General features: G+C 55.0%; 20 protein-coding genes. 7 read left to right on the forward strand and 13 right to left on the reverse strand.

Annotation, left to right across the window (positions count from 1 at the left end; translation table 11 throughout):
- Positions 1-26: 26 nt before the first annotated feature.
- The gene (locus C0560_RS14850) at positions 27-1457 is read right to left on the reverse strand and encodes a 6-phospho-beta-glucosidase (RefSeq protein WP_248858884.1); all 1431 of its coding nucleotides are present in this window, start codon (positions 1455-1457) and stop codon (positions 27-29) included.
- Positions 1458-1733: 276 nt separating this feature from the next.
- On the opposite strand from C0560_RS14850, the gene purM reads away from it, so the two are divergent.
- From purM to ppx, 4 genes are all read left to right on the forward strand, one after another.
- The gene (gene purM / locus C0560_RS14855) at positions 1734-2771 is read left to right on the forward strand and encodes a phosphoribosylformylglycinamidine cyclo-ligase (RefSeq protein ID WP_102104968.1); all 1038 of its coding nucleotides are present in this window, start codon (positions 1734-1736) and stop codon (positions 2769-2771) included.
- The gene (gene purN / locus C0560_RS14860) at positions 2768-3409 is read left to right on the forward strand and encodes a phosphoribosylglycinamide formyltransferase (RefSeq protein ID WP_248858886.1); all 642 of its coding nucleotides are present in this window, start codon (positions 2768-2770) and stop codon (positions 3407-3409) included. The genes purM and purN overlap by 4 nt, the downstream gene beginning before the upstream one ends.
- Before the next feature lie 229 nt (positions 3410-3638).
- Positions 3639-5699 carry a polyphosphate kinase 1 gene (gene ppk1 / locus C0560_RS14865; RefSeq protein ID WP_100779335.1) on the forward strand — a complete coding sequence of 687 codons (2061 nt, stop codon included), beginning with the start codon at positions 3639-3641 and terminating at the stop codon, positions 5697-5699.
- A 3-nt stretch (positions 5700-5702) separates the two neighbouring features.
- Positions 5703-7244, forward strand: a complete 1542-nt coding sequence (ppx, locus tag C0560_RS14870) for an exopolyphosphatase (protein WP_248858888.1) — start codon at positions 5703-5705, stop codon at positions 7242-7244.
- Between the two features lie 10 nt (positions 7245-7254).
- On the opposite strand, the gene C0560_RS14875 is transcribed toward ppx, so the two are convergent.
- Positions 7255-9495, reverse strand: a complete 2241-nt coding sequence (locus C0560_RS14875; RefSeq protein WP_248858890.1) for an EAL domain-containing protein — start codon at positions 9493-9495, stop codon at positions 7255-7257.
- Positions 9496-9860: 365 nt separating this feature from the next.
- Here C0560_RS14875 and C0560_RS14880 point away from each other — a divergent pair, with 365 nt between their 5' ends.
- The gene (locus C0560_RS14880) at positions 9861-10031 is read left to right on the forward strand and encodes a YfgG family protein (RefSeq protein WP_248858892.1); all 171 of its coding nucleotides are present in this window, start codon (positions 9861-9863) and stop codon (positions 10029-10031) included.
- Here the strand turns inward: C0560_RS14880 and C0560_RS14885 are convergent.
- The gene (locus C0560_RS14885; RefSeq protein ID WP_248858894.1) at positions 10021-10911 is read right to left on the reverse strand and encodes a LysR family transcriptional regulator; all 891 of its coding nucleotides are present in this window, start codon (positions 10909-10911) and stop codon (positions 10021-10023) included. The genes C0560_RS14880 and C0560_RS14885 overlap by 11 nt on opposite strands.
- A 98-nt stretch (positions 10912-11009) precedes the next feature.
- On the opposite strand from C0560_RS14885, the gene C0560_RS14890 reads away from it, so the two are divergent.
- Positions 11010-12200: an MFS transporter gene (locus C0560_RS14890; protein ID WP_248858896.1), complete on the forward strand. Its 1191-nt coding sequence runs from the start codon at positions 11010-11012 to the stop codon at positions 12198-12200.
- 14 nt (positions 12201-12214) lie between these two features.
- On the opposite strand, the gene guaA is transcribed toward C0560_RS14890, so the two are convergent.
- Both guaA and guaB read right to left on the reverse strand, forming a co-directional pair.
- Entirely contained in the window at positions 12215-13792 is a 1578-nt protein-coding gene (gene guaA, locus C0560_RS14895; RefSeq protein WP_100779330.1) for a glutamine-hydrolyzing GMP synthase, read from the reverse strand.
- Positions 13793-13854: 62 nt separating this feature from the next.
- Entirely contained in the window at positions 13855-15321 is a 1467-nt protein-coding gene (guaB, locus tag C0560_RS14900; RefSeq protein WP_100779329.1) for an IMP dehydrogenase, read from the reverse strand.
- A 159-nt stretch (positions 15322-15480) separates the two neighbouring features.
- On the opposite strand from guaB, the gene xseA reads away from it, so the two are divergent.
- Positions 15481-16854 carry an exodeoxyribonuclease VII large subunit gene (gene xseA, locus C0560_RS14905; RefSeq protein ID WP_248858898.1) on the forward strand — a complete coding sequence of 458 codons (1374 nt, stop codon included), beginning with the start codon at positions 15481-15483 and terminating at the stop codon, positions 16852-16854.
- Here xseA and C0560_RS14910 read toward each other — a convergent pair.
- From C0560_RS14910 to rodZ, 8 genes are all read right to left on the reverse strand, one after another.
- Complete coding sequence (locus C0560_RS14910) at positions 16851-17066, reverse strand: zinc ribbon domain-containing protein (RefSeq protein WP_100779327.1); 216 nt, start codon at positions 17064-17066, stop codon at positions 16851-16853. The genes xseA and C0560_RS14910 overlap by 4 nt on opposite strands.
- Positions 17067-17110: 44 nt before the next feature.
- On the reverse strand, positions 17111-18202 hold the full coding sequence (locus C0560_RS14915; RefSeq protein WP_248858899.1) for a Gfo/Idh/MocA family oxidoreductase: 1092 nt from the start codon (positions 18200-18202) through the stop codon (positions 17111-17113).
- A gap of 72 nt (positions 18203-18274) precedes the next feature.
- Positions 18275-19750, reverse strand: a complete 1476-nt coding sequence (gene der / locus C0560_RS14920) for a ribosome biogenesis GTPase Der (protein ID WP_100780837.1) — start codon at positions 19748-19750, stop codon at positions 18275-18277.
- Between the two features lie 110 nt (positions 19751-19860).
- Positions 19861-21039: an outer membrane protein assembly factor BamB gene (gene bamB / locus C0560_RS14925; protein ID WP_248858901.1), complete on the reverse strand. Its 1179-nt coding sequence runs from the start codon at positions 21037-21039 to the stop codon at positions 19861-19863.
- 10 nt (positions 21040-21049) lie between these two features.
- Positions 21050-21670, reverse strand: coding sequence for a YfgM family protein (locus C0560_RS14930; protein ID WP_100779324.1), 621 nt, complete (start codon positions 21668-21670; stop codon positions 21050-21052).
- A 13-nt stretch (positions 21671-21683) separates the two neighbouring features.
- Positions 21684-22958, reverse strand: coding sequence for a histidine--tRNA ligase (gene hisS / locus C0560_RS14935; RefSeq protein WP_102104975.1), 1275 nt, complete (start codon positions 22956-22958; stop codon positions 21684-21686).
- Positions 22959-23038: 80 nt separating this feature from the next.
- Entirely contained in the window at positions 23039-24157 is a 1119-nt protein-coding gene (gene ispG / locus C0560_RS14940) for a flavodoxin-dependent (E)-4-hydroxy-3-methylbut-2-enyl-diphosphate synthase (protein ID WP_100779322.1), read from the reverse strand.
- A 26-nt stretch (positions 24158-24183) separates the two neighbouring features.
- Complete coding sequence (rodZ, locus tag C0560_RS14945) at positions 24184-25194, reverse strand: cytoskeleton protein RodZ (RefSeq protein WP_248858904.1); 1011 nt, start codon at positions 25192-25194, stop codon at positions 24184-24186.
- Between the last annotated feature and the right edge of the window lie 54 nt (positions 25195-25248).

The following is a 25248-nucleotide window of genomic DNA, read 5'->3' on the forward strand; positions in this document are numbered from 1 at the left end:
GGGATAGTTACCGTGCGGTACTGCGCTTACAGGTCTGCGCCGTTAGTAGCGATAACCTTCTGATACCAGTCGAATGATTTTTTCTTGCTGCGGTTCAGGGTGCCATTACCTTCGTTATCTTTATCGACAAAGATAAACCCGTAGCGTTTTTTCATTTCGCCCGTGCCCGCCGACACCAGATCGATACAGCCCCACGGGGTGTAACCCATCAGATCCACGCCATCTTCAACGACCGCTTTTTTCATCTCACGGATGTGCGCATCGAGATAATCGATGCGGTACTGGTCGTTCACCGTGCCGTCGCTCTCCTGCACGTCGATGGCGCCAAAGCCGTTCTCGACGATAAACAGTGGCAGTTGATAGTGATCCCAGAACCAGTTCAGGGAGTAGCGCAGGCCCACCGGGTCAATCTGCCAGCCCCAGTCGGATTTTTGAACGTACGGGTTGGAGACCAGGCTTTTACTTTCGTCATAATCCAGCTGCGGGTTGTCCGGCGTTGCTTTGGTGGCGAAGGACATGTAATAGCTGAAACCGATGTAATCAACACAGCCCTGCTTCAGTGCCGCAATATCTTCTTTGGTAATATCCAGTTCAAAACCGCGACGCTCAAAGTAGTTGAGCAGGTGCTGCGGATATTTTCCGCGCACGTGCACGTCGGTGAACCAGTAGCGACGATGCATAGCGTTCATCGCCATCATGATGTCGTTTGGCGCACAGCTCAGCGGATAGATTGGGCACATGGCAATCATGCAGCCAATTTGCAGAGACGGATTGATCTCACGCCCGGCTTTCACCGCCAGAGCGCTGGCCACCAGCTCATAGTGCGCAGCCTGGAACATCACCGGCTCGCGATCTTCGCCCGGCTCGTACTTCAGGCCGGAGTTGGTAAATGGCGCAAAATCTTCGTGGAAGTTAGCCTGGTTGTTGATCTCGTTGAAGGTCATCCAGTACTTCACTTTGTGCTGGTAACGCTTGAATACCACGGTCGCGAAACGCACAAACATGTCGATCAGCTTGCGATTGCGCCAGCCACCGTATTCGGTCACCAGATGGAAAGGCATTTCGAAGTGCGAAAGAGTAATCACCGGCTCAATGCCATATTTCAGGCACTCGTCGAACAGGTCGTCGTAGAATTTCAGACCGGCTTCGTTCGGCTCCAGCTCATCGCCTTTGGGGAAAATACGCGTCCAGGCAATCGATGTGCGGAAGCATTTAAAGCCCAGTTCAGCGAAAAGTTTGATGTCTTCTTTGTAGCGATGGTAGAAATCGATGGCTTCGTGGTTCGGATAGTTTTTACCCTGAATCACGCCCTGGGTGATTTCACGCGGGACACCGTGCGCGCCGACCGTCATTACGTCCGCAACGCTGATTCCTTTACCGCCCTCTTTCCAGCCACCTTCCAGCTGATGCGCCGCCACCGCGCCGCCCCACAGAAAACCTTCTTTGAATCCTGGCATGCCTTTTCCCTCATTCTGCGTTATTTTCTGCAAAAACAATTACAGAAACCGGTTTCAGTGAAATCATGTGCAATGCTCCTGGCGGTTGCAAGCACATTACCGAAACCGGTTTCATTTTCGTGAACGGTATCAAGTTTGTCGCCGCCCGATGTATAAATGTGTAAATTTTCAGCGACTTTTCATGACCGCAGAATAGGCTCGCAAACGTTTGCCTGGACTGTTAGAATTGCGCCGATTTTTCTTACTATGCAATGCAATCGCGTGGGGACTTAAGCCGTGACCAACAAAACTTCTCTCAGCTATAAAGATGCCGGTGTTGATATTGACGCAGGTAATGCGCTGGTTGACCGAATCAAAGGTGTGGTCAAAAAGACTCGCCGCCCTGAAGTGATGGGTGGTCTGGGTGGATTTGGCGCACTGTGCGCACTGCCGCAAAAATATCGTGAGCCTGTTCTGGTTTCTGGCACTGACGGCGTGGGAACAAAACTGCGTCTGGCGATGGATCTCAAACGCCACGACACCATCGGCATCGACCTGGTGGCCATGTGTGTGAACGACCTTGTGGTGCAGGGTGCTGAACCCCTCTTCTTCCTCGACTATTACGCCACCGGAAAACTTGACGTGGATACCGCATCCAGCGTGATTACCGGTATCGCTGAAGGCTGTTTGCAGTCAGGCTGTGCGCTGGTCGGCGGCGAAACGGCAGAAATGCCGGGGATGTATCACGGTGAAGATTACGACGTCGCAGGCTTCTGCGTCGGCGTGGTAGAAAAATCAGAAATTATCGACGGCAGCAAAGTGACCGATGGCGATGTGCTGATTGCACTCGGCTCCAGCGGCCCGCACTCCAACGGTTATTCCCTGGTGCGTAAGATCCTCGAAGTGAGCGGCTGCGATCCAGAAACCACGGAACTCGACGGCAAACCGCTGGCCGATCACCTGCTGGCTCCGACCCGCATCTACGTGAAAAACATTCTTGAGCTGATTGAGAACGTTGACGTGCACGCCATTGCACACCTGACCGGCGGCGGCTTCTGGGAAAACATCCCGCGCGTTCTGCCCGACAATACTCAGGCTGTGATCGACGCGTCCTCCTGGCAGTGGCCCGCCGTGTTCAACTGGCTGCAAACTGCAGGTAACGTCAGCCAGCACGAAATGTATCGCACCTTCAACTGCGGCGTCGGCATGCTGATTGCTCTGCCAGCCAGCGAAGCAGACAACGCCATTGAGCTGATGAAGGCGAAGGGTGAAAACGCGTGGAAAATCGGTATCATCAAAGCTTCTGATTCCGAACAGCGCGTGGTCATTGAATGAAAAATATTGTGGTGCTCATTTCCGGTAACGGAAGTAATTTGCAGGCCATTATCGACGCCTGCAAACAGAAACAGATCAATGGCACCATTCGCGCAGTATTCAGCAACAAGGCCGATGCGTTCGGCCTTGAGCGTGCGCGGGATGCCCATATCCCGGCGCACGCGCTGGAAGCCTCTCAGTTTGCCAGTCGAGAAGCCTTCGACCGGGAGCTGGTGCAGGAGATCGACGCCTACGCGCCGGATGTCGTGGTGCTGGCCGGCTATATGCGTATCCTCAGCCCGGGGTTTGTTTCCCACTACTCTGGCCGTCTGCTGAACATCCACCCTTCTCTTCTGCCGAAATATTCAGGCCTGCATACCCACCGTCAGGTGCTGGAAAATGGCGATGAGGAGCATGGGACTTCCGTACATTTCGTCACCGACGAGCTGGACGGCGGGCCGGTCATTCTGCAGGCAAAAATCCCGGTGTTTGACGGCGACGATGAAGACGACATCACCGAACGCGTTCAGTCGCAGGAGCACGCCATTTACCCGTTAGTGGTGAGCTGGTTTGTCGATGGACGCCTTGAGATGCGCGACAACGCCGCCTGGCTGGATGGCGTTAAGCTGCCCTCTCAGGGCTATGCGGCCGACGAGTAATCTGTTTTTCCCGGCGGCGCTGCGCTTGCAGGGCCGACGTTTTTGTCAGTCGGGTACGCGCCGCGCCGCCCGACACATCTTCATCCGCACCAACCCCTTAAAATCCCCCAGAAAAAAAATTAACTGTCATACTTTTCTGGCACAGTTGGACATCTCGTGTCAAAGCTCGCCATAATAGAATCGAGACGGATTTGCTGCGTCCCGTGATTGAAACGGAGTGTAAGTTGTAATGGGTCAGGAAAAGTTATACATCGAAAAAGAGCTAAGCTGGTTAGCATTCAATGAACGCGTGCTTCAGGAAGCGGCTGATAAAAGTAATCCGCTGATTGAGCGGATGCGTTTTCTGGGTATTTATTCCAATAACCTGGATGAATTTTATAAGGTCCGTTTTGCCGAACTGAAGCGGCGGATCATCATCAGCGAAGAGCAAGGCCTGAACTCCCATTCACGCCATCTGCTGGGTAAAATCCAGGCTCGTGTTCTGAAAGCCGACCAGGAATTTGACGGCTTGTATAACGAGCTGCTGCTGGAGATGGCGCGTAACCAAATCTTCCTGATTAACGAACGTCAGCTCTCCGCCAACCAACAGACCTGGCTGCGCCACTACTTCAAACATTATCTGCGCCAGCACATCACCCCTATTCTTATCAATCGCGAAACGGATTTGGTGCAGTTCCTGAAGGATGATTACACCTATCTGGCGGTTGAGATTATTCGCGGCGACTCCATTCGCTACGCGCTGCTGGAGATCCCATCGGATAAAGTGCCGCGCTTTGTGAACCTGCCGCCGGAAACCCCGCGCAGACGCAAGCCGATGATCCTGCTGGATAACATCCTGCGCTACTGCCTCGACGACATTTTCAAAGGCTTCTTCGATTACGATGCGCTGAACGCCTATTCCATGAAAATGACCCGTGATGCCGAGTACGATCTGGTGCACGAGATGGAAGCCAGCCTCATGGAGCTGATGTCCTCCAGTCTGAAGCAACGTTTGACGGCCGAGCCGGTGCGCTTTGTTTATCAGCGCGATATGCCGGACGCCATGGTGGAAATGCTGCGCGACAAGCTGACCATCTCCCGCTACGACTCCATCGTACCAGGCGGACGCTATCACAACTTTAAAGACTTTATTAGCTTCCCGAACGTCGGCAAAGCCAATCTGGTCAACAAACCGCTGCCGCGCCTGCGCCATCTCTGGTTCGATAAGTTCCGTAACGGATTCGACGCCATTCGCGAGCGCGACGTGCTGCTTTACTATCCGTACCACACCTTTGAACACGTACTGGAACTATTGCGTCAGGCATCGTTCGATCCGAACGTGCTGGCGATTAAAATCAACATCTACCGTGTGGCAAAAGACTCGCGCATTATCGATGCGATGATTCACGCCGCGCACAACGGCAAAAAAGTGACGGTGGTCGTTGAGCTGCAGGCGCGTTTCGACGAAGAGGCAAACATTCACTGGGCGCGCCGTCTGACGGAAGCCGGTGTGCACGTTATCTTCTCGGCGCCGGGGCTGAAAATTCACGCCAAACTGTTCCTGATCTCCCGTAAAGAAGGTGATGACGTGGTGCGCTACGCCCACATCGGGACCGGTAACTTCAACGAGAAAACCGCGCGACTGTATACGGACTACTCGTTGCTGACCGCCGACGCGCGCATCACCAACGAAGTGCGCCGGGTGTTTAACTTTATCGAGAACCCGTATCGTCCGGTGAGCTTCGACTATCTGCTGGTCTCCCCGCAGAACTCGCGCCGCCTGCTCTACGCGATGATCGACAAAGAGATTGCCGCCGCGCAAAAAGGCGAGCCGTCGGGCATTACCCTCAAACTCAATAACCTGGTCGACAAAGGCCTGGTGGATCGGCTGTATGCGGCCTCCAGCACCGGTGTGCCGGTGAATCTACTGATTCGCGGCATGTGCTCGCTGATTCCAGAACTGGAAGGCATCAGCGAAAATATTCGCGTGACCAGCATCGTTGACCGTTATCTGGAACACGATCGCATCTATATTTTTGAAAATGGTGGCGACAAACAGGTGTATCTCTCTTCCGCGGACTGGATGACGCGTAATATTGATTACCGAATTGAAGTCGCGACGCCGCTGCTGGACCCACGTCTGAAGCAGCGGATCCTCGATATTATTGAGCTGCAACTGAGTGACACCGTTAAGGCTCGCTATATCGATAAAGAACTGAGTAACCGCTACGTGCAGCGCGGCAATCGCCGTAAAGTGCGCTCACAGCTGGCGATTTACGACTATATCAAATCACTCGAGCAACCTGATTAACCTATGCCGATAAATGATAAGACCCCACGCCCGCAGGAATTTGCTGCGGTCGATTTAGGTTCTAACAGCTTTCATATGGTCATCGCCCGCGAGGTCGACGGCGCCATGCAGATCATCGGGCGCCTTAAGCAGCGCGTTCATCTCGCCGATGGTCTTGACGACAAAAACATGCTCAGCGAAGAGGCGATGGAGCGCGGTTTAGCCTGCCTGTCGCTGTTCGCCGAACGCCTGCAAGGGTTCTCCGCATCAAGCGTGTGTATTGTCGGAACACACACGCTGCGTCAGGCATTGAATGCGCCAGAGTTTCTCAAACGCGCGGAAAAAGTGATCCCCTACCCGATTGAAATCATTTCGGGTAACGAGGAAGCGCGTCTGATTTTTATGGGGGTGGAACATACCCAACCGGAAAAAGGCCGCAAACTGGTAATCGATATCGGCGGCGGGTCGACTGAGCTGGTCATCGGCGAAGACTTCGAACCCAAACTGGTTGAAAGCCGCCGTATGGGCTGTGTCAGCTTTGCGCAGATGTATTTCCCTGGCGGCACCATTACCCGTGAAAATTTCCAGCGCGCGCGCATGGCGGCCGTTCAGAAACTGGAATCGCTTGCCTGGCAGTATCGTATTCAGGGCTGGAATGTTGCCCTCGGCGCGTCCGGTAGCATCAAAGCGGCACACGAAGTGCTGCTGGCGATGGGTGAAAAAGACGGGATTATCACTCCGGAACGGCTGGAGAAACTCCGGGAAGAAGTGCTCAAACACAAAAGTTTTGACTCCCTGAGCCTGCCGGGCTTGTCCGACGAACGTAAGGCGGTCTTCGTCCCTGGGCTGGCGATTCTGTGCGGTGTCTTCGATGCGCTGGCGATCCGCGAGCTGCGCCTGTCCGACGGGGCGTTGCGTGAAGGCGTGCTTTACGAAATGGAAGGTCGCTTCCGTCATCAGGATATTCGCAGCCGTACCGCGCAAAGCCTGGCGAATCAGTACAATATCGACCGTGAACAAGCGAAGCGCGTTCTGGAAACCACCACCCACATTTACGAACAGTGGGAAGAGCAGAACCCGAAGCTGGCGCATCCGCAGCTGGCTGCCCTGTTGAAATGGGCGACGATGCTGCACGAAGTAGGCCTGAATATTAACCACAGCGGCATGCATCGCCACTCAGCTTATATTCTGCAAAACAGCGATCTGCCGGGCTTCAATCAGGAGCAACAAACGATGATGGCGACGCTGGTGCGCTATCACCGTAAGGCAATCAAACTGGACGATCTGCCGCGCTTTACGCTGTTCAAGAAAAAGCAGTTCCTGCCCCTCATTCAGCTTTTGCGTTTAGGCGTTTTGCTGAATAACCAGCGTCAGGCGACGACGACGCCGCCAACGCTTACCCTGAAAACCGACGACCATCACTGGACGCTGAGTTTCCCGCACGACTGGTTTAGCCAGAATGCGCTGGTGCTTTTAGATCTGGAAAAAGAGCAGCAGTACTGGGAAGGTGTGACCGGCTGGTTGCTTAAAATCGAAGAAGAGCAGTCGCCAGACGTGGCGGCGTAACCCTGTGTTCTCAGGCGTCCAGTGGTGACGCCTGAGAATCGAGCAGCTGTTCCAGCGGCTCAGGTTTACCGATTAAATATCCCTGCAGAAAATCTATCCCTAGCGCGCTCAGTGCGCTGCGTATCGCTTCACTTTCCACATATTCGGCCACCACCAGCATTTTCTTCATCCGCGCCAGATGGCAAATCGACGCCACAATCTGATAGTCCAGGCTGTTGTCAGCGATGTTACGAATAAAACTGCCGTCAATTTTCAGGATATCGGCATCAACGCTTTTCAACCGGGCATAGCTGGCGTAGCCCGTTCCAAAATCGTCGATGGCAATCAGACACCCTAACTTCTGCAGCTGTTTGACCATCTGATCCGCCAGATCCGCATTGCCAAAGCCGCTGCACTCGGTAATTTCAAAGATCAGCTGCCAGGCTTCGATGCCGTATTTCTCCAGCAAACGGTGAACCTCAATGGGGAATTGCGATCGGCAGATGGTTGAGGACATGAGATTAATGGCAAAACGCTTGCCGGGTAGCCTGCCGCGATGCGCCGACATAAACTTCAGAGTACTTTCCAGCACCCAGAGATCGACGCGCGATGACAAGCCAAACTCCTGCGCCACGGGCAGGAATTTATCCGGCGTAATGAGTACGCCATTTTCATCGGTCATGCGTAACAGGATTTCGTGGTAGTGATCGCCGCGAACGCCCTGCACCCGTTGCGCCATGAGCTGAAATTCGTTGTGCTCAAGCGCCCGTTGCAGACGGTTCATCATCGCCACTTTATCCCGCAGGCTACGCTGTAGATTAGCCGCGCCGCGCTGTTTTAGGTTCTCAGGATGGTTGGTGAAGAGCGAGAAATCCGCAATGATGCTCAGCTCGCCCAGCAGCAAATAGAGATGGGTCACTGGCGAACGGACACAACAATAGCTGATACCCACCTGCGGTTGCAGCGGCACCCCGTCCCAGATAAAACGAAACTGTTTAATGAGTTCGTCGAGCGCTTCGATACGCGCTACGTGTGACTCGGTGTTCAGCCGTATCGCCAGATCGCAACCGGACAGCTGATAAACGCACTCATTGGGCTGCAGGAAACTCTTAAGCCACTCCGCCAGCTTCTGTTTGTACTGAATTCGAAGCAGCACACCGTAGTTGCGGCTCAGAACTTCAAGTTCCGGTACGCGCAGCATACAGAGCGTTGACCAGGGTGATTTAGACAACGCACGCGATAACGCCCGCAGATTCGGCATGTGCACAACCGGATCGAGAAAAGCCAGGCGTCTGGCGTGGCGCGTGATCACCCGCTGGCGCGTAGCCAGCATTGCCATGTAAATCACCACAAAAGAGAAGACCAGATAACTCGACGACGTGATCGCCAGGTGAATGTCGTAGCCCTGGCCGAGCGGAATATAGTGGTAAAAATAGTGAATTGAGACCATCAGCACCGGCGTCCAGATGATCGACATCAGCTTATAGCCAAACCGCATTGAGCCCCACAGCATCACCGGCATCATCAGCGACAGCGTGTAGTTAGTGCTAAAAATTGAGCTGCTGTCGCTCATGGGTACCAGCAGCAGTGAAAGCAGGCCTGCCAGCGCGGCAAGCCAGAGAACAAACTCCGCCGCAGTGACTTTCTTATCAATCTGCGTTCGGATCTGTGAAACGAGCGCTTTGAGATAACGAGGATGGCGGAACACGCGAATCATCAGATAGCTGAACGGCACTCCCGTCAATCCGCCGACCAGCAGCCCCTGAAAATTGATCAGGGTGCGAATGGTCAGCGGATTTAGCCCGGCCACGCTCTGTCGGGTTTCATAGACGCCGAGGTAAACGGCAAACTGGAACAACACTAAAAATAGCGTCGACGGGCACAAAACCTGCCAGAAAATACGTTGCGCCATCAGCTTTGTATTGCCGTATGCCACCATATTTCGCCGGGGAGCAAAAACCCGATATCCGCCCCAGCTCAGGGTGAGCGGAACGATAAAATGGCAGATGAGCGCCACGGTCTCATAGAGGCTGACCGTGTCGTAATAACGTAAAAACAGCGCAAGAATGATGCCCGGCAGTGCTGCGAGGCCGAAAAACAGCATTGCGGAGAGCAGAAACGACAACGGCATGTAATAGAGTACGATGCTTCCGCCGTTTAACTGGGTATAAGTGCTCGCAACGTTCAGCAGGGGCAGAAAAATAACAGGCAAAAGAAGGGGGAGCGCCCACCAGCGATCTTTGCTTTGCTGTAAAAAAGAGAGAATGTTCATAGGCGCCTGGTTAAGCCCCTTCATCCATAGGGTAATTTCAGACAGGCATCCAACCTGACATTTTGACGCACAGTATTTTCATGAGAAAACACCGTGGAGGGAGGATTTTAGTGATCAATGCCGCGCAAGAATTGACCTAACGCAAGAATATGGATTCAAAAAACCAATTATTACAATTTTCTCGGGCCGTTTTCTGTTTTCTATCAGCTTGGTAAATTATTGAATTAATATCGATAACATCAACGAATCATTGCATTGACGATTTTTTACACACTCCGAATTGACCCTTGCTTCCCGCTGTGACTTAATAGTCCCATCGCCCAAAAGGGTATACCCAGGAAAACACAGTGAGCCAGGCAACGCGTATGCACAAACGACATCGATTTAACACTCGAATGACCCGCATTATCTTGCTTATCAGCTTTCTGTTTTTCTTCGGCCGCTTCGTGTACTCCTCCATTGGCGCCTGGTATCAACATCAGGACAAAATCCAGTCTCAGCAAGTCAGCCAGCCGCTGGACTCCGTTAACCATTAACCTTCTCGCGCAATAAACGAATCACTTCAGAAATTCCCTTACTGAGAATTTTGTCTTGCCGCATGACGATACCTAACTGACGATGCAGAACGGGGTTCAGCGATCGCACGCTCAGCCCTTCGCGATCGGCCACGTTCTCGACCGCCATACGCGGGACGATGCTGTATCCCAATCCTGCGCGAACCATGCGCTTAATGGCTTCGATGCTGCCCAACTGCATCACAGGGCAGACCTCCAGATCGCATGTGTTAAACCAGTCATCGATTAAATCCCGCGTGCCACTCCCCGATTCGAAGGCTATCAGGGGAAGTGCGTGCAATATTTGCGGGCTAAACTGCGCTATCTCCTCGTCCTGCGCCTGGGAAATTATCAGGACAAACTCTTCATCGAGTAGGGGCATCACCTCCAGCGCACGACCGCTTGCCGGGAGTGTGACCAGCCCGATATCCAGACGGTTCTCCTCCACGGCGCGCACCACATCCAGCGTGTTCCCCGTCGTTACGCCGACGCGTAATAGCGGATGCTCCTCACGAAGCTGCCGTAGCAACGGAGGCAAAAGGTGAATACAGGCCGTGGCCCCCGTGCCCAGCGTAATAGTGCCACTGATCTCATGACTAAATTCGCTGACAGACCGGATCGCCTCTTCCACTACCTGCTCAATACGATTGCCATGCTCCAGTAGCGCCAGCCCCGCACCGGTGGCTTTGATGCCACGCCCGGTACGTTCGACCAGACGCGTTCGCAGAAATTGCTCAAGCTGGCGTACCTGCAGGCTCACCGCTGGTTGAGAAAGGCCCAATATATCCGCCGCAGCCGAAAAGCTGCCGCGCTGGATCACCAGCCGGAAGGTCGCCAGATTGCCCAGATTCAGCGTCGTCATCGCAAAGTTTCTCTTATAGGAGTCATAAACACAGAGGCCTGCCAGCACCTTACCGTGCGCAGTATGGTGATCACAACTGCCTGACGGAATGAAAAATAATGAAAACATCTGCCCTCCCCCGCCTGCTTCCTGTTGCTGCCGGAGGCAATCAGTTGATCAACTGGGGAATTACCTTTTACATGCCAGGGACCTTTGCCCACGCGATCGCCGCGGACATGCGCTGGTCGTCACCCCAGATCTACCTTGGCCTGACCCTCGCCATGCTGGTGATGGCGACGGTGTCGCCTTTTGTCGCCAGACTGCTGGCCCGATTTGGCGGACAGCTCGTGGTGATGAGCGGCACGCTGATGATCGCCGTGAGTTGTGCCGTCATGGCCTGCGTGCACGCGTTGCCTGGCTGGTATGCGGCGTGGCTGCTGGCAGGGATCGGTATGCGCTTGTCCCTGTACGATGCCCTGTTCGCCTCGCTGGTGAATCTCTACGGCCAGAGTGCCCGACGGACGATTTCACACGTCACGCTGGCGGGCGGGCTGGCCTCTGCCGTGTTCTGGCCGCTGGGCGCGAAACTGCTTACATTTATGAGCTGGCGTGAAGCACTGCTGGTTTACGCCCTGGCCGGCCTGCTGAGTGCGGTGCTTATCCGCGCACTTCCAGGCCACAGGGTGCCGGTCGGCACAATGCGGAAAGCGACAACGCACGCCAATCATCAGGATCGCCGCAACGGCCTGCTCTACGCCGCCTTCATTGCGCTCATTACCTTTGTTTCGAACGGCACATCCACGCACTTACCGGAATTTATCGCAAGCGTAGGGCTTCCGGCGTCCGTGGGGATGCTCTGGGGCATTGGCCAGACGGGCGCACGATTTACAGAGGTGGTTGCCGGGGCGCATCTCTCGCCGCTGCGACTGACACTGATCACTGCCCTCGCCATGCCCCTCTGTTTTTTGACCGGGCTCAGCGCCAGCACCTTTATCTGGGCGGCTGCCGGATTTGTGCTGGGCTATGGTGCCATCAACGGGCTGGTGACTATCGTAAAAGCCACGCTGCCGTTACAGCTTTTTCCTGCTGAGGATTACGCGCGACGCACGGGCGTCTTGCTCATTCCGGCGCAGGTCATGGCAGCGGTATCGCCCTTTGCTTACGCATGGCTGAATCGGGAACTGGGTGTGTTCGGGGCAATGTGGGTGTCATGTGGATTGACGGTGATAATTGGGGGGCTGGCTATAGGGCTTGTGGTTGTGCAGCGCCACAATAAAAAACCCTCTGGCGAGGCAGAGGGTTTTGTGTGACTAGAGGGTGAAAATTATTCCCACTCAATCGTCGCCGGTGGCTTACCGCTGATGTCATAAACGACACGGGAAATCCCGTTCACTTCGTTGATGATGCGGTTAGAGACACGGCCAAGGAAGTCATACGGCAGGTGTGCCCAGTGAGCGGTCATGAAGTCGATCGTTTCAACAGCACGCAGGGAGACAACCCAGTCGTACTTACGACCATCACCCATGACGCCGACGGAGCGTACTGGCAGGAATACGGTGAACGCCTGGCTCACTTTGTTGTACAGGTCGGCTTTATGCAGCTCTTCGATGAAGATTGCATCCGCACGACGCAGCAGGTCGCAGTACTCTTTCTTCACTTCGCCCAGCACGCGCACGCCCAGACCTGGACCCGGGAACGGGTGACGGTAAAGCATGTCGTACGGCAGGCCCAGCTCCAGACCAATTTTACGTACTTCGTCTTTGAACAGCTCACGCAGCGGTTCAACCAGACCCATCTTCATCTCTTTCGGCAGGCCGCCCACGTTGTGGTGAGATTTGATGACGTGTGCTTTACCCGTTGCGGAAGCAGCGGATTCGATCACGTCTGGGTAGATGGTGCCTTGCGCCAGCCATTTCACGTCTTCCAGGCGCAGCGCCTGTTCGTCGAACACTTCAACAAACACGCGGCCAATGATTTTACGTTTGGCTTCCGGATCGTTTTCGCCCGCCAGTGCGGACAGGAAGCGCTCTTCGCCTTCAACGTGAACAATGTTCAGACCGAAATGGTCGCCGAACATGTCCATCACCTGCTGGGCTTCGTTCAGGCGCAGCAGACCATTGTCCACGAAGACGCAGGTCAGGTTTTTGCCGATGGCACGGTGCAGCAGCATCGCGGTCACGGAGGAGTCAACGCCACCGGACAGGCCGAGGATCACTTTATCGTCGCCGACCTGTTTGCGGATACGCTCAACGGCATCGTCGATGATTTTCGCTGGGGTCCACAGCGCTTCACACTGGCAGATATCGCGAACGAAGCGGTCCAGCATACGCATACCCTGACGGGTGTGGGTCACTTCCGGGTGGAACTGCACGCCGTAGAAGCGTTTTTCTTCGTTCGCCATAATGGCAAACGGGCAGCTTTCGGTGCTGGCAACGGTTACGAAATCGGAAGGAATCGCGGTCACTTTATCGCCGTGGCTCATCCAGACGTCGAGCAGCGGTTTGCCTTCAGCGGTCAGGGAATCTTCGATACCGCGAACCAGGGCGCTGTCGGTCAGCACTTCGACCTGCGCGTAGCCAAACTCACGCTCGTTAGAAGATTCAACGTGGCCGCCCAGCTGCATTGCCATGGTTTGCATACCGTAGCAGACGCCGAAGACAGGAACACCGGCTTCAAAGACGTATTGCGGGGCGCGCGGGCTGTTATGTTCGGTGGTGCTTTCCGGGCCGCCAGAAAGGATGATGCCGCTTGGATTGAATTCACGGATTTGTGCTTCCGTGACATCCCACGCCCACAGCTCACAGTAAACGCCAAGTTCACGCACGCGACGTGCCACCAGCTGAGTGTACTGAGAACCGAAATCCAGGATAAGAATGCGATGTTTATGAATGTTTTCCGTCATTGACGCTAATTCCGAGGCAAGTGAAACAAAGCGCCCGGCATTGAGCCGGGCGCGGAAACTTATCAGGAGCCCAGACGGTAGTTCGGGGACTCTTTGGTGATTGTCACGTCGTGAACGTGGCTTTCCTGGATACCCGCACCGCTGATACGTACAAATTCCGCTTTAGTACGCAGCAGGTCGATAGTACCACAGCCGGTCAGACCCATACAGGAACGCAGGCCGCCCATCTGCTGGTGGATAATCTCTTTCAGACGGCCTTTGTACGCCACGCGACCTTCGATACCTTCCGGTACCAGTTTGTCGGCTGCGTTATCGGTCTGGAAGTAACGGTCTGAAGAACCTTTGGACATCGCGCCCAGAGAACCCATACCACGGTAAGATTTATAAGAACGGCCCTGGAACAGTTCGATTTCGCCCGGAGACTCTTCGGTACCGGCCAGCATAGAGCCAACCATGACCGCCGCTGCACCTGCCGCGATGGCTTTCGCGATATCGCCAGAGAAGCGGATACCGCCGTCGGCGATAACCGGAATACCGGTGCCTTCCAGCGCTTCTACCGCGTCAGAAACGGCGGTGATCTGCGGAACGCCCACGCCGGTTACGATACGCGTCGTACAGATGGAGCCAGGGCCGATACCCACTTTGACAGCACTACAACCGGCATCTGCCAGAGCACGGGCACCCGCGCCGGTTGCGACGTTACCGCCGATGATCTGCAGATCAGGGTATTTTGCACGGGTATCGCGAATACGTTGCAGAACGCCTTCGGAATGACCGTGAGAGGAGTCGATCAGCAGAATGTCAACGCCCGCAGCGACCAGCGCATCAACGCGCTCTTCGTTGCCAGCGCCTGCACCCACCGCAGCGCCTACTCGCAGACGGCCACGCTCGTCTTTACAGGCGTTGGGTTTACGTTCTGCTTTCTGGAAATCTTTTACGGTGATCATGCCACGCAGGTGGAAGCTGTTATCCACAACCAGCGCTTTTTCAACGCGTTTTTCGTGCATTTTAGCCAGCACGACTTCACGGGTTTCGCCTTCACGCACGGTCACCAGACGCTCTTTCGGCGTCATGTAGACGCTGACAGGCTGGTTCAGGTCGGTCACGAAGCGCACGTCACGGCCAGTAATGATACCCACCAGTTCGTTGTCTTCAGTCACGACCGGGTAGCCCGCAAAGCCATTACGCTCGGTCAGCGCTTTCACTTCGTGCAGGGTAGTCGTTGGCAAAACGGTCTGGGGATCGGAAACAATGCCGGATTCATGTTTTTTCACGCGGCGAACTTCATCCGCCTGACGCTCGATAGACATGTTTTTGTGAATAAAGCCGATGCCACCTTCCTGTGCCAGGGCAATTGCCAGGCGCGCTTCAGTCACGGTGTCCATAGCCGCAGAGAGCATAGGAATGTTCAGGCGAATGGTTTTAGTCAACTGCGTGCTGAGATCGGCAGTATTCGGCAGAACGGTGGAATGAGCGGGAACGAGGAGGACGTCGTCAAACGTCAGTGCTTCTTTAGCGATACGTAGCATGGGCAATATCTCTGACCTGGGTGGTTAAATATTGCCGTGGCATTATACAGAGCGTAACCGATTGCATCCACACTTTTTTATAAAAAATGCTTGCGATTGCCTCCGGGCAGGTTACTATCGACTGAATAACTTGCTGATTTAGAATTTGATCCCGCTCACATGTTATCCTCCCAAAGCCCCTCAATTTTTACCGTTAGCCGCCTCAATCAATCGGTTCGTTTGCTGCTCGAGCAGGAAATGGGACAGGTCTGGATCAGCGGAGAGATCTCTAATTTCACGCAGCCGTCATCCGGCCACTGGTACTTTACGCTGAAAGACGACACCGCTCAGGTGCGCTGTGCCATGTTCCGCAACAGCAATCGTCGGGTGACGTTCCGCCCTCAGCACGGCCAGCAGGTTCTGGTTCGCGCCAATATCACGCTGTATGAACCGCGCGGTGATTATCAGATCATCGTCGAGAGCATGCAGCCGGCGGGTGAAGGCTTGCTGCAACAGAAATACGAGCAGCTGAAAGCAAAACTGTCAGCGGAAGGCCTGTTCGATCAGCAGTTCAAGAAATCCCTGCCCTCTCCCGCCCATTGCGTGGGGGTGATTACCTCTAAAACCGGTGCGGCGCTGCACGATATTTTACACGTGCTGAAGCGTCGCGACCCGTCGCTGCCCGTTGTGATTTACCCGACTGCCGTGCAGGGCGACGATGCCCCTGGCCAGATTGTGCGCGCCATTGCGCTGGCAAACGCGCGCCAGGAGTGTGACGTGTTAATCGTCGGGCGCGGCGGTGGTTCTCTGGAAGATCTGTGGAGTTTCAACGACGAGCGCGTGGCGCGGGCGATTTTCGACAGTGTTATTCCCATTGTCAGCGCGGTCGGGCACGAAACTGACGTCACCATCGCTGATTTTGTCGCGGACATGCGCGCGCCGACGCCATCTGCCGCCGCCGAAATCGTGAGCCGCAACCAGCTGGAACTATTACGCCAGTTGCAGAACGGCCAGCAGCGTCTGGAAATGGCGATGGACTATTTCCTCGCCAACCGTAATCGGCGTTTTACCCAGTTGCAGCATCGGCTACAGCAGCAGCACCCGCAGCTGCGTCTGGCACGTCAGCAAACGGTGCTTGAGCGTCTGCGCCAGCGGATGAATTTTGCTCTGGATAATCAACTCAAGCGAGCGGTTTCGCGCCAGCAGCGGATAACCCAGCGCCTGAATCAGCAAAACCCTCAGCCGCGCATCTATCGCGCGCAGACACGCATGCAGCAGCTTGAATATCGTCTGGGTGAGAACATCCGCGCACGCCTGAGTAGTACCCGTGAGCGTTTTGGTAATGCGGTAACGCACCTGGAAGCCGTTAGCCCGCTTTCAACGCTGGCGCGCGGCTACAGTGTAACCACGGCGACAGACGGCACGGTACTGAAGCAGACCAAACAGGTGAAAGCCGGTGACATGCTGACAACCCGCCTGGCCGACGGCTGGGTCGAAAGTGAAGTGAAAGGTATCACTCCCGCGAAAAAAACACGCAAGAAAAAGCCGGTTTAAACCGGCTTGAACTCAACGCGTTTCTTCGAAATCAGGCCGTGCCCGTTCTGGCAAAAATAATCGACCGCACCGCAGGCTTTCAAAACCTGAAGCGGCTGATGGCAATCAGGGCATAGCGCTTCAAGCGCGATATCTTTATCGCAGCTCTCGCAATGCGCCATTCCGTTTACAGGTTCCAGCTCTGCATGGCAATCCGGACAGATGATAGACATCGTGACTCCTTAAAAAGGTTTTGAGGTATTTTACCACGCCGCGATCAGTGTGGGCCACGCAGCTGTTGCTGTAATTTCAGCAGGAGTTCGACCTCTTCCAGCCGCCGCTGCGTGGTGAATGCCACCTCTCCTGGCGCCCTCTCGTACAGGCTTTTTTCCCCAAGAATATGCTCTGCCAGACAGTGGGCGTAGATCGCCCCCGGAAGCGTCCAGCGCTGCACGTTTTTGCCGTCAATCAGTTCGAGAACATCCTCGGTGCCGCGTCGGTCGTGGCTGATAATGCGCCCGTCACGTAGATGCAGCCGAAGCCCTTTTTGCCCACCCGCAGGCCCGGCATATTTGTTCAGCCAGATATCCACCGGAATACCGCTCACATGGCCCTGAAGATGAGCTTCGCCTTCGGCGGTGAGCAGATCGCCTGTGGCAATCGGGCGGCCGAGACGATCTGTTGCGGTTATCACCTGCAAAGACAGTGCGTGATTTCCGCCGAGCTCGCGCACGGTTTCTCGCATCATCGCCAGCACATGCGTACCGATATCAATGATGACACCGTCCGGGTGGCGAAGCTGGCGGGTATCCGGCTCACCGGTGGCAAAATTCAGTGCAACAGGTTCTCCCGCAGAGTTGAAGCCGCTAGGCTCCTGGAGAAATCCTTCGATTTTGACGATCTCATCAAGTGAATTGACCACCCTTCCTGCCGTCTGATTTTCCCCTTCCGACTGCCAGGCCGGCTTCAGAATGCCCAACGCCAATTGCATGGCACCGCTTCGCGCCATCCAGTGATCGAGCGCCAGCACGCGAGCAGCGGCTTCAGGTTTTGCGAGCAGCGTTTTGAGTCTTTCGATTTGGGAAAGCGTCGCGACAACCGGTTTTTCCACCACGATACGCGGAATCGGTGAGGATAAGGCCAGCTCAAGGGCGTCGAGGTGGTGCAATGAAGAGGTGGTGACAAACAGGGTGTCTATCGGACTGGCCAGCAGTTGCTGCAGGGACGTGCAGCGCACCACGCCTGCAAGCTCGCGCTCGGGGCGAAGATCGAAACCAACGCAATGCAAGGGAGTATCGAAAATCTGTCGCAACGCCGGTAAATAGGCCGTCTCAACCACGGCACCAAGCCCAATAAACCCTAACCGCATGTTCCACTCCGTTCATGAGTTGTGGAGGACAAAAGGCAAAAAACCCGACTCAGTCGGGTTTTTAGTGTGCAATTATTTGCCTTTCTTGATGTGTTTAATCAAGCGCTTACGCTTACGCATCTGGTTCGGCGTCAGCGTGTTGCGTTTGTTCGCAAACGGGTTATCCCCTTCCTTAAACTGAATACGGATAGGCGTACCCATCACATCCAGCGATTTACGGAAGTAGTTCATCAAATAACGCTTGTAGGAATCCGGCAGATCTTTCACCTGATTACCGTGAATCACCACGATTGGCGGGTTGTAACCACCGGCGTGGGCGTATTTCAGCTTCACGCGACGGCCACGCACCAGCGGCGGCTGATGGTCTTCCGCTGCCATGGTCATGATGCGCGTCAGCATGGCGGTGCTTACACGACGGGTGGAACTGTCGTAGGCTTCGCGAACGGATTCGAACAGGTTGCCCACGCCACTGCCGTGCAGCGCAGAGATGAAGTGCACACGGGCAAAGTCGATGAAGCCCAGACGGAAGTCCAGCATCTCTTTGACTTGCTCACGCACTTCGTTGCTCAGGCCGTCCCATTTGTTGACGACGATAACAAGTGAGCGCCCACTATTGAGGATAAAGCCCAGCAGCGACAGGTCCTGATCGGAGATGCCTTCGCGCGCGTCGATGACCAGCATCACCACGTTCGCATCTTCAATCGCCTGCAGCGTTTTGATAACGGAGAATTTTTCCACTACATCGGTGATTTTCCCGCGCTTACGCACGCCCGCGGTGTCGATCAGCACATATTCGCGCTCGTCACGTTCCATCGGGATGTAAATACTGTCACGCGTCGTGCCCGGCATGTCGTAGACCACCACGCGGTCTTCGCCGAGAATACGGTTGGTCAATGTGGACTTACCTACGTTCGGACGACCGACGATAGCCAGTTTAATCGGCAGATCCTGCGGATTAAAATCATCCTCAGGTTCTTCTTCTGCGCCCTCTTGATCGGCTTCGAACTGCGCCCAGTATTCAGCGTCTTCGTCCACTTCTTCCGGCGGGTTTACTTCGTCAACCCACGGCAGCAGAACGGTTTCGAGCAGGCTGGTGACACCGCGGCCATGAGACGCGGCAATCGGGTAGATTTCACCAAGGCCCAGGGCCCAGAAATCCGCTACCGCCTGATCGGCATCAATACCATCAGTTTTGTTCGCCACCAGGAAGGTTGGCTTTTCGCGAGAGCGCAGGTGTTTGGCGATAGCCGTATCGGCAGGCATCAGGCCCGCACGTGCGTCTACCATGAACAGAACAATGTCCGCTTCTTCAATCGCCAGCAGAGATTGCTCTGCCATGCGCGTTTCCACACCGTCTTCTGTACCGTCGATACCACCCGTATCGATACAGATAAACTCGCGACCTTCCACTTCAGCACGACCGTACTTACGGTCACGAGTCAGCCCCGGGAAATCCGCCACCAGCGCATCACGGGTGCGTGTTAAACGGTTAAAAAGAGTGGATTTTCCAACGTTCGGGCGCCCGACAAGCGCGACCACAGGTACCATGTTTGAAGCCTCATAAAATTCAAATAAACGTCGCAGTTGCGGCGTTTTTATAAAAGTCAAAACGGCCCCTGAGTTAACAGGAGCCGTTTATTATACTACAAACGAGACGATTAACGCGTGATCGCGTAGAGCGTACCGTCTTTTGCCTGGATCAGCAGTTTGCCGTCAGCCACAACCGAATCGGTCAGGAAACCAGAGCTGTCGACTTTTTCCTGCGCCACGAAGCGACCCGTTTCCGGATCAATCCAGTGCATATAACCTTCGCTATCGCCCACCACCAGGCTGCCATTGTACAGCGCAGGTGCGGTCAGCAGACGGTGCAGCAGATCGCTCTGCGTCCACAGCGTGACACCACCGTCGGTGTTCAGCGCCAGCAGACGGTCGTTCTGATCCACCAGGTAGATGCGGTTGCCCTCGACCACGAAATCGTTCACTGAACCCAGCTCACGTTTCCACATAACCTGGCCGCTGCGCAGATCCAGCGCCGTCAGGTTGCCGTTGTAAGCCAGCGCATAAACCACGTTGTCCACGATAACGGGCGTGGTATCGACGTCGCTCAGACGGTCAATTTCAGTCGGACCGGTTGCCTGAGAGATACGCTGCTGCCAGATCATCTGACCCTGCTGCATCAGCACGGCGCTGACGCGACCGTTATCACCGCCCACGATAGCCGCACCAAACGCGGTCGCAGGGGCAGATTCGCCGCGCAGAGACAGGGCTGGCATGTCCAGGTTCACAGTCCATTTCACGGCACCGTCAGCTTCGTTCAGCGCCTGCAGCTGGCCGTTGCTGGTATGAATCAGCACCAGACCGTCGCTCACAACCGGACGAGACAGGGCTTCACCCGCTACGCGAGTTTGCCATGCAATAGAGCCGTCGCTGGCGTTCAGCGCATAGACCTGCGCTTTTTCGCTACCGATATAAACATGACCGCCGGAAACGGTCACGCCGCCCGAGAGCAGTGCTGGCGTACGGGAGAACCAACCGTCTTTTTCGGCCAGATTGACCGACCAGACTTCTTTCCCGTCATCGGCGTTGAACGCGCGCACGGTGCCTTTGCGATCAGCCGCATAGACAACGCTATCGGCATACGCCGGATGCAGGTTGGAATAGAAATCACCGATTCCATCACCCACGGAAGAGCTCCACGCGGTTGACGGGGTAAACTGATTTTCAACAGTCGGCAGCGGGGACATTTTTACAACATCTTCTTCGCCACTGAACAGTGAACAGCCACTCAATAACGTAACAGAAAGCAGTCCTGGCAGAAGTAATTTACGCAATTGCATCGGGTCCCTCTCAGACGGACAAATTATTTATTTTCATCTGCATCATTTCGCTCAGCGCAGGTGAGGCGTTACTTTTCACGCCCGCTTCCCACGCGCTGCGCGCGCCTTGTTTGTCGCCTTTGCTCAGCAGAGCTTCACCACGCAGGTCAGCAACGATGGCTGCAAAACCTTCACCTTTGACAGTGTCGAGGGTTTTCAGCGCGTCGTCGGCTTTGTTCTGCTGGACCTGAATACGCGCCAGGCGCAGATTAATCACCGCTTTCAGATTGTCATCGCTGGCTGCAGCGAGACCCTGAGTCAGCTGCGCGGCGGCTTTATCCAGTTCATTTTTATCAACGAACTGCTGAGCCACTTCGAGCGATGCCAGTGCACCGTAAGTATTTTTGTTGTCAGCAGCAAATTTCTCCGCAGCAGCCAGCGTTTGCGGCTGATCGGCACGAATTGCGCTCACGGTATTTTCATAGGACAGGGAAGCATCACGCGCGGAATCAGCCTGATGGCTATTCCAGTAACGCCAACCCATCAGCGCGCCCACACCCAAAATCACCCCAACGGCCAGGGCTTTGCCATTTTCGGCAAAGAAGCGTTTAATCGCATCAACCTGGTCGTTTTCGTTCTCGTACATTTCCACGCTGTTCTTCCCCTTAGCCCAGTAAAGTGCGCAAGTGCGCGGCAACGCTATCCTGCGTTACGGTTGTTTGCTCACCAGAGCGCAGGTCTTTTACCACCACTTCGCCAGCAGCCACTTCGGACTCGCCCAGCACCAGTGCGATACTTGCGCCCCATTTGTCGGCACGGGCAAACTGCTTTTTGAAGTTGCCACCACCATGGTTAGTCATCAGCTTAACGCCCGGCAGCGCATCGCGCAGACGTTCGGCAAACTGCATTGCCGCAGACTGCGTATCCGCACCTGAGGCCACCAGGTATATATCGACAACGGAATCTGCTTTAAATTCCGGATTAACTGCCTGAACCAGCAAAACAAGTCGTTCAAGACCCATTGCGAAACCTACTGCAGGTGCAGCACGGCCACCCAGCTGTTCCACCAGACCGTCATAACGACCGCCTGCACACACGGTACCCTGAGAACCCAGGCTGGTGGTGACCCACTCAAATACCGTGCGGTTATAGTAATCCAGACCGCGCACCAGACGCTGGTTCACGGTATAAGCAATACCGGCCGCTTCCAGCAGTTTGCACAGACCAGCAAAATGCTCGCGGGAATCGTCATCCAGATAGTCACCCAGCGCCGGGGCATCGTTCAGCAGCGCCTGCACTTCCGGGTTCTTGGAATCCAGAACGCGCAGCGGATTGCTGTACATGCGACGCTGGCAGTCTTCATCCAGCTTATCTTTGTGCTGTTCCAGGAATGCGACTAACGCATCACGGTAGTTCGCACGCGCTTCCAGGGAGCCAATGGAGTTCAGCTCCAGCGCAACGTGCTGAGAAATCCCCAGCTCACGCCACCAGCGCGCCGTCAGCATGATCAGCTCAGCGTCGATATCCGGACCTTGCAGGCCAAAGACTTCCACACCCAGCTGATTAAACTGACGATAACGGCCTTTTTGCGGGCGTTCGTGGCGGAACATCGGGCCGATATACCACAGACGCTGCTCCTGATTGTACAGGAGACCATGTTCGATGCCGGCGCGGACACAACCTGCCGTACCTTCCGGACGCAGCGTCAGGCTATCGCCGTTGCGGTCTTCAAAGGTATACATCTCTTTTTCAACGACGTCGGTCACTTCGCCGATCGCGCGTTTAAATAACGGGGTCTGCTCTACAATCGGCAAACGGATTTCGCTGTAACCGTAGCTGCCGAGCACCTGTTTCAGAGTGCCTTCAATGCGCTGCCAGATGGCGGTTTCGCCAGGCAGATAATCGTTCATGCCGCGGATGGCTTGAATGTTTTTTGCCACGTTTATTCTCTTTCTATATACAAAAAAAACCCAAAGAATGGGTTCAATCATACATGGGAAGCCTGACGCTTCCCATCACGTTATTTTTCAACTTGCTGAATGCTGATGCGCTGGGCTTCGTCCAGCATCGTCGCTTTTGCGCGGATGCGGGCTTCCAGCTGATCGATCATGTCGTTATTGTCCAGACGGTCTTTACGGATCCCATCTTCATAGAGGCCGCTTTTCTTGTTGCCGCCGGTCACGCCAAGCGTTGACACCAGCGCTTCACCAGGACCGTTCACCACGCAGCCGATAATAGAGACATCCATCGGCGTAATCAGATCTTCCAGACGCTGCTCCAGCGCGTTGACCGTACCGATAACGTCAAACTCCTGACGCGAACAGGTTGGACACGCAATGAAGTTGATCCCGCGAGCACGAATGCGCAGGGATTTCAGAATGTCGAAACCGACTTTAATCTCTTCCACTGGATCGGCTGCCAGCGAGACACGCAGCGTGTCGCCGATCCCTTCGGAAAGCAGCAGCCCAAGGCCGATCGCCGACTTCACAGAACCACTGCGTAAGCCACCGGCTTCGGTGATCCCAAGGTGCAGCGGCTGATCGATTTGCTTCGCCAGCAGGCGATAGGATTCAACGGCCAGGAAAACATCAGACGCTTTCACACTGACTTTGAACTGATCGAAGTTGAGGCGATCGAGATGATCCACATGGCGCATGGCTGATTCCAGCAGCGCTTGCGGCGTCGGTTCGCCGTATTTTTCCTGCAGATCTTTTTCCAGCGATCCGGCGTTAACGCCGATGCGGATAGGAATATTTTTATCGCGGGCGCAGTCAACGACCGAACGAATACGCTCTTCGCTGCCGATGTTACCTGGGTTGATACGCAGACAATCCACACCATATTCCGCGACTTTCAGCGCGATTCGGTAATCGAAGTGGATATCGGCAACCAGCGGAACATTAACCTGCTGCTTGATGAGTTTGAATGCCTCGGCGGCATCCATGGTCGGCACGGAGACGCGGACAATATCCGCACCTACGCGCTCTAATGCTTTGATTTGATTGACCGTCGCCTCAACATCCGTGGTACGGGTGTTGGTCATCGACTGAACGGCAATGGGTGCACCATCACCAATCGGCACATTCCCAACGTAAATCCGCTTAGATTTTCTACGTTGAATCGGAGCCTGATTATGCATGAAAAGTCTCCCGCGTTACTCGCCTGTTACTGTGCTGCTGATTGTTCGGCATTAACGGTAAGACGCGCAACCTGGTTAGTTCTGATAAAACGGCTCAGATCGACAGGTTTTCCTTGATACTGGATCTGCACCGCAGCCGGAGCACCGATTTTAAGCTTATACGGAGCCTGACCGGTTAGATTTAATGTGCCATCTTTACGCTGCAGGCCACTGAACAGTTTTTTACCTGTTGCATCCGTCACTTCCAGCCAACAGTCGGCAGAGAAGTTCATCACCAGCGCGTTAGGATCGGCAGTGGTTGCCCCTGCGACGCCAGCCTGGTCGGTTGGCAGCGGCTGTGTAGTGTTCGCCGTAGCGGCAGATGTCGCCGCCGCTGGAGCGTTATCCACATTCGCCTGAGACGGTGCCACAACAGCATTTTGCGCTGTCGTCTGGTCCGGTGTGGTGGCCGGCGCTGGCGTTTGGGCAGGTTCAACAGCCTGAGAATCGGTAGCAGCAGTTTGCGGTTCGCCGGAAGTGGCGCTGCTGTCGGTGTTTAACGGCACGCTTTGCGCGCCGTCGTTACCGGAATTGTTTAGCTCGGCAGAGGACTGGTCAGCCATCGTGGTGATCTCTTCCTGCTGCGCTTTGTGGTTTTGCCACCACCATGCGCCCGTCAGACCAATCACCACAAACAGTACCAGCCAGGTAAAGCTCATCAGCCAGCCATCACGTTTTTTGCGACGTTTGCCCAGAGAGAAGGTCTGCATCGGCGCGACTTTCGCCGCACGTACCGGTGCCTGTTTTTCCATCATTGGCAACAGTTCTTCTTCAGGGATATGCACCAGTTTTGCATAAGAGCGGATGTAACCACGCAGAAACGTTGAAGCAAGATCGGCCGGAGCCTTGTCTTCTTCAATATCGCGAACCGTGGAAACCTTCAGGCACAAGCGTTCTGCAACAGCTTGCTGGCTGAGTCCGAGTTGTTCACGGGCATTGCGAAGACGAACGCCCGTGGAGAGTGCTTCATTTTGGTCGTGAGTGGCTTCAGTATTCATTCGCTACAACTACTTACTGGTACGTGTAAATTAGGGTTCAGGCGCCGGTGAGTC

Origin of the sequence: Lelliottia sp. AC1 (assembly GCF_023278595.1) — a bacterium.
Taxonomy (GTDB): domain Bacteria; phylum Pseudomonadota; class Gammaproteobacteria; order Enterobacterales; family Enterobacteriaceae; genus Enterobacter; species Enterobacter nimipressuralis.

Bases quoted from the DNA above. Each gene is read 5' to 3' on its own strand.
- C0560_RS14850 (WP_248858884.1), bottom strand. From the start codon at position 1,457: ATGCCAGGATTCAAAGAAGGTTTTCTGTGGGGCGGCGCGGTGGCGGCG.
- purN (WP_248858886.1), top strand. From the start codon at position 2,768: ATGAAAAATATTGTGGTGCTCATTTCCGGTAACGGAAGTAATTTGCAG.
- ppk1 (WP_100779335.1), top strand. From the start codon at position 3,639: ATGGGTCAGGAAAAGTTATACATCGAAAAAGAGCTAAGCTGGTTAGCA.
- ppx (WP_248858888.1), top strand. From the start codon at position 5,703: ATGCCGATAAATGATAAGACCCCACGCCCGCAGGAATTTGCTGCGGTC.
- C0560_RS14875 (WP_248858890.1), bottom strand. From the start codon at position 9,495: ATGAACATTCTCTCTTTTTTACAGCAAAGCAAAGATCGCTGGTGGGCG.
- C0560_RS14880 (WP_248858892.1), top strand. From the start codon at position 9,861: ATGCACAAACGACATCGATTTAACACTCGAATGACCCGCATTATCTTG.
- C0560_RS14885 (WP_248858894.1), bottom strand. From the start codon at position 10,911: ATGACGACGCTGAATCTGGGCAATCTGGCGACCTTCCGGCTGGTGATC.
- C0560_RS14890 (WP_248858896.1), top strand. From the start codon at position 11,010: ATGAAAACATCTGCCCTCCCCCGCCTGCTTCCTGTTGCTGCCGGAGGC.
- guaA (WP_100779330.1), bottom strand. From the start codon at position 13,792: ATGACGGAAAACATTCATAAACATCGCATTCTTATCCTGGATTTCGGT.
- guaB (WP_100779329.1), bottom strand. From the start codon at position 15,321: ATGCTACGTATCGCTAAAGAAGCACTGACGTTTGACGACGTCCTCCTC.
- xseA (WP_248858898.1), top strand. From the start codon at position 15,481: ATGTTATCCTCCCAAAGCCCCTCAATTTTTACCGTTAGCCGCCTCAAT.
- C0560_RS14910 (WP_100779327.1), bottom strand. From the start codon at position 17,066: ATGTCTATCATCTGTCCGGATTGCCATGCAGAGCTGGAACCTGTAAAC.
- C0560_RS14915 (WP_248858899.1), bottom strand. From the start codon at position 18,202: ATGCGGTTAGGGTTTATTGGGCTTGGTGCCGTGGTTGAGACGGCCTAT.
- der (WP_100780837.1), bottom strand. From the start codon at position 19,750: ATGGTACCTGTGGTCGCGCTTGTCGGGCGCCCGAACGTTGGAAAATCC.
- bamB (WP_248858901.1), bottom strand. From the start codon at position 21,039: ATGCAATTGCGTAAATTACTTCTGCCAGGACTGCTTTCTGTTACGTTA.
- ispG (WP_100779322.1), bottom strand. From the start codon at position 24,157: ATGCATAATCAGGCTCCGATTCAACGTAGAAAATCTAAGCGGATTTAC.
- rodZ (WP_248858904.1), bottom strand. From the start codon at position 25,194: ATGAATACTGAAGCCACTCACGACCAAAATGAAGCACTCTCCACGGGC.